Annotated in this window: 11 protein-coding genes; 9 read left to right on the top strand and 2 right to left on the bottom strand. The window is 75.6% G+C overall.

Annotation, left to right across the window (positions count from 1 at the left end; all coding sequences use genetic code 11):
• Nucleotides 1–443: 443 nt before the first annotated feature.
• A complete protein-coding gene (locus tag ACZDWJ_RS10955) occupies nucleotides 444–1,229 on the bottom strand; it encodes an HAD family hydrolase (RefSeq protein ID WP_463520990.1) in 786 nt (261 codons plus the stop codon).
• A 108-nt stretch (nucleotides 1,230–1,337) separates the two neighbouring features.
• On the opposite strand from ACZDWJ_RS10955, the gene ssd reads away from it, so the two are divergent.
• From ssd to ACZDWJ_RS10920, 7 genes are all read left to right on the top strand, one after another.
• On the top strand, nucleotides 1,338–2,501 hold the full coding sequence (gene ssd / locus ACZDWJ_RS10950; RefSeq protein WP_463520989.1) for a septum site-determining protein Ssd: 1,164 nt from the start codon (nucleotides 1,338–1,340) through the stop codon (nucleotides 2,499–2,501).
• Nucleotides 2,498–3,691, top strand: a complete 1,194-nt coding sequence (locus ACZDWJ_RS10945) for a TadA family conjugal transfer-associated ATPase (protein WP_463520988.1) — start codon at nucleotides 2,498–2,500, stop codon at nucleotides 3,689–3,691. Before ssd ends, ACZDWJ_RS10945 begins: the two co-directional genes overlap by 4 nt.
• Nucleotides 3,688–4,503 (top strand): type II secretion system F family protein, encoded by an 816-nt coding sequence (locus tag ACZDWJ_RS10940; RefSeq protein WP_463520987.1) that lies wholly within the window; start codon nucleotides 3,688–3,690, stop codon nucleotides 4,501–4,503. Before ACZDWJ_RS10945 ends, ACZDWJ_RS10940 begins: the two co-directional genes overlap by 4 nt.
• Complete coding sequence (locus tag ACZDWJ_RS10935) at nucleotides 4,500–5,237, top strand: type II secretion system F family protein (RefSeq protein WP_463520986.1); 738 nt, start codon at nucleotides 4,500–4,502, stop codon at nucleotides 5,235–5,237. The genes ACZDWJ_RS10940 and ACZDWJ_RS10935 overlap by 4 nt, the downstream gene beginning before the upstream one ends.
• Nucleotides 5,238–5,312: 75 nt before the next feature.
• The gene (locus ACZDWJ_RS10930) at nucleotides 5,313–5,501 is read left to right on the top strand and encodes a DUF4244 domain-containing protein (protein WP_463520985.1); all 189 of its coding nucleotides are present in this window, start codon (nucleotides 5,313–5,315) and stop codon (nucleotides 5,499–5,501) included.
• Nucleotides 5,498–5,896, top strand: coding sequence for a TadE family type IV pilus minor pilin (locus ACZDWJ_RS10925; RefSeq protein ID WP_463520984.1), 399 nt, complete (start codon nucleotides 5,498–5,500; stop codon nucleotides 5,894–5,896). The genes ACZDWJ_RS10930 and ACZDWJ_RS10925 overlap by 4 nt, the downstream gene beginning before the upstream one ends.
• On the top strand, nucleotides 5,893–6,264 hold the full coding sequence (locus ACZDWJ_RS10920) for an Rv3654c family TadE-like protein (RefSeq protein WP_463520983.1): 372 nt from the start codon (nucleotides 5,893–5,895) through the stop codon (nucleotides 6,262–6,264). Before ACZDWJ_RS10925 ends, ACZDWJ_RS10920 begins: the two co-directional genes overlap by 4 nt.
• Before the next feature lie 18 nt (nucleotides 6,265–6,282).
• On the opposite strand, the gene ACZDWJ_RS10915 is transcribed toward ACZDWJ_RS10920, so the two are convergent.
• The gene (locus ACZDWJ_RS10915) at nucleotides 6,283–8,622 is read right to left on the bottom strand and encodes a DEAD/DEAH box helicase (RefSeq protein ID WP_463520982.1); all 2,340 of its coding nucleotides are present in this window, start codon (nucleotides 8,620–8,622) and stop codon (nucleotides 6,283–6,285) included.
• Nucleotides 8,623–8,835: 213 nt separating this feature from the next.
• Here ACZDWJ_RS10915 and ACZDWJ_RS10910 point away from each other — a divergent pair, with 213 nt between their 5' ends.
• Nucleotides 8,836–9,171 carry an anti-sigma factor antagonist gene (locus tag ACZDWJ_RS10910; protein WP_463520981.1) on the top strand — a complete coding sequence of 112 codons (336 nt, stop codon included), beginning with the start codon at nucleotides 8,836–8,838 and terminating at the stop codon, nucleotides 9,169–9,171.
• Between the two features lie 272 nt (nucleotides 9,172–9,443).
• Nucleotides 9,444–11,705 (top strand): sodium-translocating pyrophosphatase, encoded by a 2,262-nt coding sequence (locus ACZDWJ_RS10905; protein WP_463520980.1) that lies wholly within the window; start codon nucleotides 9,444–9,446, stop codon nucleotides 11,703–11,705.
• Nucleotides 11,706–11,736 lie beyond the last annotated feature (31 nt).

Genomic DNA, 11,736 nt, shown 5'->3' with positions numbered 1-11,736 from the left:
CACACCAGGTGTTGCGATGACCCCACGAATCCGCCCCGGATATCCGGGGAAACTGGACGTTGTCAGGGGAGGTCTCCCCCGACAACGTCCAGTTCTCCCTGACCTGATCGGCCCGATTCCGCTCGATTCCGTCCGACGGAGCCCCGGACGCGAGGGCTCGACGACGGCGTCCGACCGCGGACATGCAGGTGGCACCCCGGCTCACGAAGTCCTGGGTGCCACCGCTGACACGTGGATCGCCGGCTACCAAGCGTGCATGATCGCAACTGCCGTGCCGGGAGCATCCCGGCTGAATCGGCGCCCAGACATTGGGTGGAATGCCGCGTGGGTACCCGATCCGCGTGTACGTCTGTGGAGTTGTGACTCCAGTTGTACGCCGATGTGACCTGGGCCACAAGAGGCACGCGGCGTGTCGTGCGTCGTGGAACCGGAGGGCAGCAGCCTCAGACGGCAGGACGACGACGCCGTGCGCTCGCCCACGCCAGGCCCCCGACGGCGACCGCCCCGCCCACGGCCAGCGCGGCGAGCGTCGGACGCGTGGGCGCGATGCGCGACTTCAGCGCCACCGGCTTGGCGAAGACGAGGATCGGCCAGCCCCGCTGGGCCGCGACGCGACGCAGGTCGCGGTCGGGGTTGACGGCGTGCGGGTGGCCGACGGCCTCGAGCAGCGGCACGTCGGTGATGGAGTCGGAGTAGGCGTAGCACTCGGCGAGGTCCCAGCCGCGTTCGGCGGCCAGGCGACGGGCCGCGACGGCCTTCTCCTCGGCGTAGGCGTAGTAGGCGATCTCGCCGGTGTAGCGGCCGTCGACCTCCTCCAGCAGCGTCGCGACGACGGTGTCGGCGCCGAGCAGGCGGCCGATCGGCTCGACGACCTCGGTGCCGGAGGTGGAGACGATGACGACCTCGCGGCCGGCGGCGTGGTGCTCCTCGATGAGCCCGACGGCCTCGTCGTAGACCAGCGGGTCGACGACGGTGTGCAGGGTCTCGGCGACGATCTCGCGCACCGTCGCGACGTCCCAGCCGGCGACCAGCTGCGACATGAACAGCCGCATCTTCTCCATCTGGTCGTGGTCGGCGCCGCCGACGAGGTAGACGAACTGGGCGTAGGCCGAGCGCAGCACCGAGCGGCGGGAGATGAGACCGCCGGCCTGGAAGGGCTTGCTGAACGCGAGCGCGCTGGACTTCGCGATGATCGTCTTGTCCAGATCGAAGAAGGCCGCGGCCGGCATGCCCTCATCGTAGGCCGCTGAGCCTCCACAGGGGCTCACTCGACAGCGTCGTCCCCAGATCGTCATCGACCCCTCCCGCTGCGGCGCCCGTCCGACGAGCGTGGAGCCATGGCCCTCGCACGCTCCTCCTCCTGCTCCCTCGCTTCCACCGACGCCGCTCTCACGGGTCCCGTCACGGGGCCCGTCACCGGCTCCGCCGGCCCTCCCGGGCCCGGACGCACCCCGCAGGGCGTGCCGCTCCTGCTCTCCCGCGAGCCCTCGCTGGTCGAGGAGGTCGCTCGGCTCGCGGCCGCGGCGGGCGTGCGCGTGCACGTCACCGCCGAGCTCTCCGAGGCCGTGCGGCTGTGGGGTCGTGCAGCGCTCGTCCTCGTCGGCTCCGATCTCGCCGGCGAGCTCGTGCCGCTGGGGCTGCGCCGCCGCCCGGGCGTCCAGGTGCTGGCGTGGGAGCAGGTCCCCGAGCACCTCTTCCGCTCGGCCGTCGCGCTCGGCGCCGAGGCCGTCTCCGACCTGCCCCGCTCGGGCGGATGGCTCGCCGAGCTGCTCGCCGACCTCGACGAGCGCGCCGCCCCGCCCGGTCGCGTCGTGGGCGTCGTCGCCGGCTGCGGCGGAGCCGGCGCCACCACCCTCGCCGCCGCCCTCGCCCAGCGCGCCGCCGCCCTCGGGCCGGTCCTGGCCGTCGACGCCGACCCGCTCGGGCCCGGTCTCGACCGCGTGCTGGGCCTCGAGTCCCGCCACGGCGTGCGCTGGGCCGACCTGTGCCGCACCACTGGCCGCATCTCCGCCCGCTCCCTGCGCGACGCCGTCCCGCGGCGCGGCGAGCTCGGCGTCCTCACCTGGGCCGCCGGGGTCGCCGAGCCGCTGCCGGCCTTCGCCGCTCGCGAGGTGCTCTCGGCCGCCCAGCGCGGACACCGCCACGTCGTCCTCGACCTGCCCCGTGCCGCCGGCGCCGTGGGGGAGGAGCTCCTGGCCCGCTGCGACGTCGTCCTCGTCGTCACCACCCCGGGCATCAGCGCCGTCGCGGCCACCGCCCGCTGGTGCCGCACCGCGCCCGACCCCGAGCGCCTGCGGCTGGTCGTCCGCGGCCCGAGCGAGGCCGCCGAGGCCTGCGCGCAGGCCCTGCGGGTGCCGCTGGCCGCGGCCATGGCGCCGCAGCGGGGTCTCGACGAGGCGCTCGACCTCGGCCTCGGACCCGTCCGCAGCCCGCGCGGTCCGCTGGGCCGCACCGCCCGCGACCTCCTCGAGCGGGTCTCGCTGCTCGGCGACGCCGCATGAGCCTCCTCGCGGCGGGCCCGGTTCCCGAGCCGTCGTCGGCCGACGTCGAGCTCGTCCGCGACGCCCTCGCCCGCGCGCCCGGCCCGCTCTCGCCGCAGCGGGTCGCCGAGGCGCTGCGGGCCGGCGGGCGCCCGGTCGGCGACGCCGCCGTCCTCGCCGTCCACGCCCGGCTGGTGCGCGACGCCGTCGGCGCCGGTCCGCTCGAGCCCCTGCTGCGACTGCCCGGCGTCACCGACGTCCTGGTCAACGGCACGCAGGGCGTCTACGTCGACCGCGGCTCCGGGCTCGAGCCCGTCGAGGTCTCCTTCCCCGACGACGCCGCCGTCCGCCGGCTCGCCCAGCGACTGGCGGCGACGGCCGGGCGCCGCCTCGACGACGCCGCGCCGCACGTCGACGCCCGGCTCCCCGACGGCACCCGCCTCCACGCCGTCCTCGCCCCGCTCGCCCGCCCCGGCACGCTCCTCTCGCTGCGCGTCCCAGCGGGCACCGCGCTCGCCCTCGACGATCTCGTCGCCTCCGGCACCCTCACCCGCGAGCTGGCCGAGGTGCTCGCCGCGGTCGTCGAGCGACGCCTGGCCTTCCTCGTCACCGGGGGCACGGGCACCGGCAAGACCACCGTCCTGGCCACGCTGCTGGGGCTGGTGCCGCCCGCCGAGCGGCTGGTCGTCGTCGAGGACTCCGCCGAGCTCGCGCCCGCGCACCCTCATGTCGTCGGCCTGGAGGCCCGCACGTCCAACGTCGAGGGCGTCGGCGCCGTCGACCTGCGCACGCTGGTGCGCCAGGCGCTGCGCATGCGCCCCGACCGCCTCGTCGTCGGCGAGGTCCGCGGTGGCGAGGTCGTCGAGCTGCTCGCCGCCCTCAACACCGGCCACGAGGGCGGCTGCGGCACCGTCCACGCCAACTCCGCCGCCGACGTCCCCGCGCGCATCGAGGCCCTCGCCCTGGCCGCCGGGCTGGGGCGGGCGGCCGCCCACAGCCAGCTCGCCTCGGGGCTCGACCTCGTCGTGCACCTCGCCCGCGACCGCGCCGGACGCCGCCGGGTCGCCGAGCTCGCCGTCCCCGAGCGCGACGCCGACGGCTGGGTGCGCCTGGTCACCGCCGTGCGCTGCGACGGCGCGGAGGCGATGGCCGGGCCGGCGTACGAGCGGCTGCGCCGGATGCTCGCTCCCGGCCGCGAGGTCCCGGCATGACGGGCGCCGCGCTGCCCGCCGCCGTCGGCGTGCTGCTGACCCTCGCGCTGCTCGCCCTGGCGCCGGCCCGTCGGCGGCCCATGGCGCCCGCAGCGGAGGATCGCCCGCCCGCGCGCCCGACCCTGCTCATCGCGCTCGCGGCGGTGAGCGCCGTCCCCGGGCTGGCCGCGCTCGGACTCCCGCTGACGCGGGTCGTCCTGCTCGGCGTCGGCGGAGGCCTGCTGCTGCGCGGCGTCCTGGCGATCCTGCGACGCCAGGCCCTCTCGCGGGAGGTGCTCGCCGGACGGGCGTGGGTGCAGGAGGCCTGCGAGTCGCTCGCCGCCGACCTCGCCTCCGGACGCCCGACCTCCCTCGCCCTGACCTCGGCCACCACCCGTCACCCTGCCCTCGCGACGGTCAGCGCCGCCGCCGACCTCGGCGCCGACGTCCCCGACGCCTGGCGTCAGCTCGCCGTCGCGCCGGGCTGCGGCGGACTGCGGGCGGTCGCCGCCGCCTGGGAGGTCTCGTGGCGCACGGGCGCCGGCCTGGCCCCCGCCCTCGACGCCGTCGCGTCCCGCCTGCGCGCCGACGCCGCCACGGCGCTCGTGGTGCGCGGCGAGCTCGCCTCCGCACGGGCCACGGCCCGCCTCGTCGCCCTGCTGCCGGTGGCGGCCTGGGGCATCGGCGCCAGCAGCGGCGGCCGTCCGCTGACGTTCCTGCTCGGGTCCACCGCCGGCGTCGTGTGCCTGCTGGCCGGGCTGGGGCTCGCCGTGCTCGGGCTGCGCTGGATCGAGTCGATCGCCCTCGACGTCGAGGGCGAGGCCCCCGCATGACCTCCGCGCCGATCCTCCTCGCCGGGCTGGTCCTCGCCGGCGCCCTGCTCGTCCTGCCGCGCGCCCGGACCCTGGCGGCGCTCTCCGTGGCTCCGAGCGACCAGGACGCCCCGGTCGTCGCCGCCCCCTCCGAGGGTCCGGGCGTGACCCCGTGGCTGCTCGGCACCGCGGCGGGCGCCCTCGCCTGGGTGCTGGTGGGCGGCGTGCTCGGCGCGATCGCCGCCGTGCCCGCGGCCGTGCTGGTGGGCGTGCGTCGCGCTCGACGCGAGCCGCCGGCGGTGAGGCGCCGCCGTGAGCGCGAGCGTCAGGATCTGCCCCAGCTCGTCGGCCTCACCGCCACCGCCGTCGGCGGCGGACTCGCCCCGGCGTCGGCCGTCGCGGTGGCGGCGCGGGCGCTGCCCGGTCCGACCTCCGAGCGTCTCCTCGCCTCGCTCGCCCGGCTCGAGCTCGGCGCCGATCCCGCGTCGCTGTGGCTCGGCCTCGGCGACGACCCCGTGCTCGGCGTCCTGGCCCGAGCCCTCCATCGCGCGAGCGAGTCCGGTGCCTCGGTGCAGCTGGTGCTCGCCCGGCTCGCCGACGACCTCGACCGTCAGGCCCGTGCCGACGTCGAGCAGCGCGCCCGCGCCGTCGGCGTCCGGGCCGCGGTGCCGCTGGGCGCCTGCCTGCTGCCGTCGTTCCTGCTCCTCGGCATCGTCCCGCTGGTCGCGGGCCTGCTCTCGAAGGTCGCCGCATGAGGGCCCGCGCACCGCCGGGCCCTCGCACGTCCCCGACCCCCAGCCACCCCATCCCTCGAGCACCAGGAGTCACCCATGTCCCGCACCCGCATCCGTCCCCGCAGCCGTCGCGACGACGGCATCACCACCGCCGAGTACGCCGTCGGCACCGCGGCCGGCGCCGGCTTCGCCGGCCTGCTCTACACGATGCTCACCGGCGGTCTCGGCGAGCGCATCCTCACCGTCCTCTTCGACAAGGCCCTGTCGATGCTGGGCGTCGGATGAGCGCTGCGTCCCCGCGTCCTCGCCCCGCTCGTCGCGGCGTCCGCCGCGGCGAGCGGGGCGCGGTCACCGCCGAGGCCGTCATGGTGCTGCCCGTGCTGGTGCTGCTCACCACCGCGCTGTGCTGGCTGCTCGCCGTCGGTCTGGCCCAGGTGCGCGCGGTCGACGCCGCCCGCGAGACCGCCCGGCTCGCCGCCCGCGGCGATCCCGACGCCGAGGCCATCGCCGCCGGCGCCGGCATCGCGCCTGACGGATCCCGCATCGCCCTGGCCCGCGCCGACGGTCGCGTGCGCGTCACCGTCACCGGGTCGGTGGGGATGCCCGGCGGCGTCCTCGACGGCCTGCTCCCCGGCGCCACCGTGCGCGCCGAGGCCGTGGGCGCCGAGGAGGATCCGTGAGTCGGTCGCGACGCCCCCGCGACGACCGCGGCGTCGGCACGGTCCTCGCCGTCGCCCTCGCGGCCGTGCTGCTCCTCGTCGGCGTCGCCCTCGCCGAGGTCACCGGGCTCGTCGTCGAGCACCGCCGAGCCCAGGCCGCCGCCGACCTGGCCGCCCTGGCCGCGGCCGGCGGTGACTGCGGCGCCGCCGCCCCGGTGGCCGAGGCCAACGGCGCCCGCCTCGTCGCCTGCACCCCGAGCGGCTCCGACGTCGTCGTCGAGGTGTCGGTGGCGGTCGACGGCTGGCTCGGCCCCGACGCCAGCCTTGGTGCCCGAGCGCGGGCAGGTCCTGGCGTTGCAAGGATTGCAACGCGCCCGGATCCGCGCTGAGGTCCTCGGGCGGAGGTGTCAGACCGGCGCTGGGGCGCTCGCCTGGCCCGCACCGGCCAGCAGCACGTCGAGCAGGCGCGCGGCGCCGGCCTTGTCGAGCGGGTTGTTCTGGTTGCCGCACTTGGGCGACTGCACGCAGGAGGGGCAGCCGGTCTCGCACTCGCAGGCGCCGATGGCCTCGCGGGTGGCGCGCAGCCAGGCCTCGGCGGCGCGGTAGCCGCGCTCGGCGAACCCGGCCCCGCCGGGGTGGCCGTCGTGGACGAAGACGGTGAGCTCGCCGGTGTCGGGGTGCAGGATCGTGGAGACGCCGCCGATGTCCCAGCGGTCGCAGGTGGCGAAGAGCGGCAGCAGGCCGATGGAGCAGTGCTCGGCGGCGTGCGCGGCGCCGGCGAGGTCCATCGGGTCGAGCTCGTCGAGCCCGGCCTCGGCCAGCACCGCCGCCGGCACCTGCCACCACACGCCGGTGGTGCGCAGCGTGCGGACGGGCAGGTCGAGCGGCTCCTCGGCGACGACGTCGCCGCTGCGGGCGTCGCGGATGAGGTAGCCGACCACCTGGGTCGAGACGTCGACCTCGCCCACCGAGAGCCGGCACGGCCCCCAGAAGCGGTGCTCGCGCTCCTCGACGACGCGGATGTCGGTGACCGAGCGGGCCGACGTGGTGTGGTCGACCTCCTCGCGGTGCAGCACCGCGACGTGCTCGGCGAGGTCGAGGTGGTCGACCACCCAGCTCTCGCCGCGGTGCACGTAGACGGCGTCGTCGTGCACGACGGCGTCGGCGCTGCCGGCGTCGACGGTGCCGACCACGCGTCCGGTGCCCTGCTCGACCAGCTGGATCGGTCGACCGCCCGCCGAGCGGAGGTCGGCGAGGTCGGCGGCGAAGCCGTCGTGGGTCCAGAACCAGCCGCGCGGCCGCTTGCGCAGCAGGCCGAGCTCCACGAGCTGCGCGACGACGGCCTCGGCGGTGGGCCCGAAGAGCGGCAGGTCGGCGCGCACGAGGGGCGCCTCCTGGGCGGCGGCGCACAGGTGCGGGCCGAGCACGTGCGGGTTGGTGGGATCGAAGACGGTGGCCTCGACGGGCCGGGAGAGCAGCGCCTCGGGGTGGCGCACCAGGTAGGTGTCGAGAGGGTCGTCGCGGGCGACGAGCACGGCCGTGGCGGCGGCGCCGTCACGGCCCGCCCGCCCGACCCGCTGCCACAGCGCCGCGCGGGTGCCGGGGAAGCCGGCGAGCACGACGGTGTCGAGGCCGTGCACGTCGATGCCCAGCTCGAGCGCGCTGGTGGCGGCGAGCGCGAGGAGCCGCCCGCTGCGCAGGTCGGCCTCGATCTCGCGACGCTCCTCGGGCAGGTAGCCGCCGCGATAGGCGCTGACCCGAGCCCCCAGACCGGGCTCGACCTCGTCGAGCAGGCCGGCCGACACCGCGGCCACCTGCTCGGCCTGGCGACGCGAGCGCACGAAGGCCAGGCAGCGGGCGCCGTGGGCGACGGCGTCGGCGACGAGGTCGGAGGTCTCGGCGGCGGCCGAGCGACGCACCGGGGCTCCGTTCTCGCCGGTGTGCTCGGTGAGCGGCGGCTCCCACAGGCCGAGGGTGAGCGGGCCACGGGGGGAGGCGTCGTCGACGACGGCCTCGACCTCGAGCCCGGTGAGCCGTCGAGCGGTGTCGGCGGGCTCGGCCATCGTGGCCGAGGCGAGCACGAACGTCGGCTCGGCGCCGTAGAGCGCGCAGACGCGGCGCAGACGGCGCAGCACCTGGGCCACGTGGGCGCCGAAGACGCCGCGGTAGTGGTGGGCCTCGTCGACGACGACGAACCGCAGCGTGCGCAGGAACCCCGCCCACCGCTGGTGCTGGGGGAGCACCGAGCGGTGCAGCATGTCGGGGTTGGTGAGCACGTACTCGCCGTGCTCGCGCGCCCAGTCGCGCTGATCGCGGCCGGAGTCGCCGTCGCAGGTGGTGAGCCGGACGTCGAGGCCGAGGCCGCCCAGCGCCGTGGCCTGGTCGTGTGCGAGGGCCTTCGTGGGCGAGAGGTAGAGCACCGACGCGCCCCGCTGGCCGCGCGAGCCCCGCGCGGTGCGGATCGCGGTGAGCGCCGGCAGCTGGTAGGCCAAGGACTTGCCCGAGGCGGTGCCGGTGGCGACGACGACGTGGCGTCCGGCGTGGGCGGCCTCGGCCACGGCGCGCTGGTGCTCCCACAGGCGGGTGATGCCGCGTTCGGCGAAGGCGGCGGTGACGTCGTCGGCGGCCCAGGACGGCCAGTCGGTGGGACGTCCGACGCGCTCGGGCACCTGCTCGACGTGGGTGAGCCGCTCGTCGCGGTGCGCCGCCAGCCGGGTCAGCAGGTCGGCGGTCGGGACGTCGGGCACGGGGGCGAGTGTGGCAAACGGCGCCGACAGCCTGCGGAGCCGGCGGGCGTCGAGGGAGCGGGTGCGGTGGCCGGGACCGGCCACCGGGGCGTCCCGGCTTGTCCACTTATTGCACCGCAGGGCCCGCTGCATGGTTTGATATGAGCGGTCTCGTCTCAGGTTCGCCGGCTCCGGGACGCCAGACCAGTCGATGCCGGCTGTGGAGGAGAAGTCGTGGACCTGACCTTGGCGACGCGCGAGATCGATGGGAAGACCATCGTGTCCGTCGGCGGCGAGATCGACGTCTACACGGCGCCGAAGCTGCGCGACAAGATCACCGAGCTCGTCGGCGAGGGCGTCTACGACATCGTCATCGACATGGAGGCCGTGGAGTTCCTCGACTCCACCGGGCTCGGCGTGCTCGTCGGCGGCCTGAAGAAGGTCCGCGCCCACCAGGGCTCCCTGCACCTGGTCTGCACCCAGGACCGCCTGCTGAAGATCTTCCGCATCACCGGCCTGGCGAAGGTCTTCGTCATCCACGCCTCGGCCGAGGCCGCGCTCGCCGGCTGACGCCCCGGCGCGTCCCGCGCCCCGACCGCCGCACGACACCCCACGACACCCCACGACACCGCACGCCCCCGCAGCCCTCGGCCCGGGGGCGTCGTGCTGCCCGGACCCGATCGGGTGGGACCGACGACGCGACGCCCTCCGGCGCGCCCCGACATGTGACCCGGGTCACACGATGTCGCGGAGCGGCCCTCGGGCGTGGCTAGAGTACGGCGCATCCATGAGACCTGGATCACACTCCGGGCCTCCCGCTCGTCGACGCAGGAGGAAAGTGCATGTCGGGTATCCAACCCGCGGTCGTGGAGGTCACCGGCGGGAATCTGGTGCTGGTGGTCGTCGTCGGCCTCATCGCGCTCGGTGCCCTGGTCATGGCCGCGCTGTTCCGCAAGGAGGTCCTCGCCGCGGGCGAGGGCACCGCGCAGATGCGCACCATCGCCCAGGCCGTCCAGGAGGGGGCCGACGCCTACCTCCAGCGCCAGTTCCGCACCCTCGCCATCTTCGCCGCCGTCGCGATCGTCGCGCTATTGGCCCTGCCGGCCGACGACGTCACAGTCCGGATCTTCCGCTCGGTGTTCTTCCTCGTCGGGTCCGGCTTCTCGGCCACCGTCGGCTACCTCGGCATGTCCCTGGCCGTGCGCGCCAACCTGCGCGTCGCGGCCGCCGCGAACGAGGTCGGACGCGAGCCGGCCATGACGATCGGCCTGCGCACCGGCGCGATGGTCGGCATGCTCACCGTCGGCCTGGGCCTGCTCGGCGCCAGCATCGTGGTGATCGCCTTCCAGGACGAGGCCCCGGACGTCCTCGAGGGCTTCGGCTTCGGCGCCGCGCTGCTCGCGATGTTCATGCGCGTGGGCGGCGGCATCTTCACCAAGGCCGCCGACGTCGGCGCGGACCTCGTCGGCAAGGTCGAGCAGAACATCCCCGAGGACGACCCCCGCAACGCCGCCACGATCGCCGACAACGTGGGCGACAACGTGGGCGACTGCGCCGGCATGGCCGCCGATCTCTTCGAGTCCTACGCGGTGACGCTGGTCGCGGCGCTGATCCTCGGCTCGCAGGCCTTCGGCGACAAGGGCCTGGTCTTCCCGCTCCTCATCCCGGCGATCGGCGCGCTCACGGCCGTCGCGGGCGTCTACCTCACCAAGCCGCGCGTCGGCGAGAACGGCCTGGTCACCATCAACCGGGCCTTCTACATCTCGGCCGCGATCGCGGCCGTCGCGTCCGTGGTGCTGTGCTTCGTCTACCTGCCCAGCAGCTTCGCCGACCTGACGAACGTCGACGTCGCCGCGCTGGCCGCCGAGGGCGACCCGCGGGTGATCGCGGCGGTGGCGGTGGTCATCGGCATCGTCATGGCCGCGGGCATCCTGGCCCTCACCGGCTACTACACCGGCACCGAGTACCGCCCCGTGCAGGACGTCGGACGCACCAGCCTCACCGGCGCTGCCACCGTGATCCTCTCGGGTCTGGCGGTCGGCTTCGAGTCGGCGGTCTACACGACGCTGGTCATCGGCGCCGCGGTGTTCGGCGCGTACCTGCTTGGCGGCGCGTCGCTGACGGTCTCGCTGTTCGCCGTCGCCCTGGCCGGCTGCGGCCTGCTGACGACGGTCGGCGTCATCGTCGCGATGGACACCTTCGGCCCGGTCTCCGACAACGCCCAGGGCGTGGCGGAGATGTCCGGCGACGTCAGCGAGGAGGGGGCGCAGATCCTCACCGAGCTCGACGCCGTCGGCAACACCACGAAGGCCATCACCAAGGGCATCGCGATCGCGACGGCGGTGCTGGCGGCCACGGCGCTGTTCGGCTCCTACGCCACCTCGATCGCCGAGGCGCTGGCCGACGCCAACCCCAGCCCCGACGAGGGCCTCTCGTTCGTCGTGTTCGACCCCGCCGTGCTGGTGGGCGTCCTGCTCGGCGCCGCGGTGGTCTTCCTCTTCTCGGGCCTGGCGATCAACGCGGTCGGCCGTGCGGCCGGCGCGGTGGTCATGGAGGTGCGCCGCCAGTTCCGCGAGATCCCGGGGATCATGGAGGGCACCGGACGTCCGGAGTACGGCAGGGTCGTCGACATCGTCACCCGCGACTCCCTGCGCGAGCTCGTGACGCCGGGCATCCTCGCGGTGCTGGCCCCGGTGGCGGTGGGCTTCGGCCTCGGCGCCACGGCCCTGGCCGGCTTCCTGGCCGGCGCCATCGGCACCGGCACGCTGATGGCGGTGTTCCTCGCGAACGCCGGCGGCGCGTGGGACAACGCCAAGAAGCTCGTCGAGGACGGCAACCACGGCGGCAAGGGCTCCGAGGCGCACGCCGCCACGGTCATCGGCGACACCGTCGGCGACCCGTTCAAGGACACCGCCGGGCCGGCGATCAACCCGCTGATCAAGGTGATGAACCTCGTCTCGCTGCTCATCGCCAGCGCGGTCGTCTCCCTCAGCGTCGGAGAGGACGAGCACGACGTGATCCGCATCGTCATCGCCCTGGTGGCGGTGGCGATCATCGCCGCCGCGGTGGTCGTCTCGAAGCGGCGCGACTCCGCGATCGCCTAGGTCGCCCACCGCACCCGCACGAGACGGGCCC

The sequence above is a fragment of the Nocardioides sp. B129/18 genome (genome assembly GCF_055282735.1).
The sequence above is the reverse complement of the archived record's forward strand: the minus strand, read 5'-3'. Positions and strand labels throughout refer to the sequence as shown.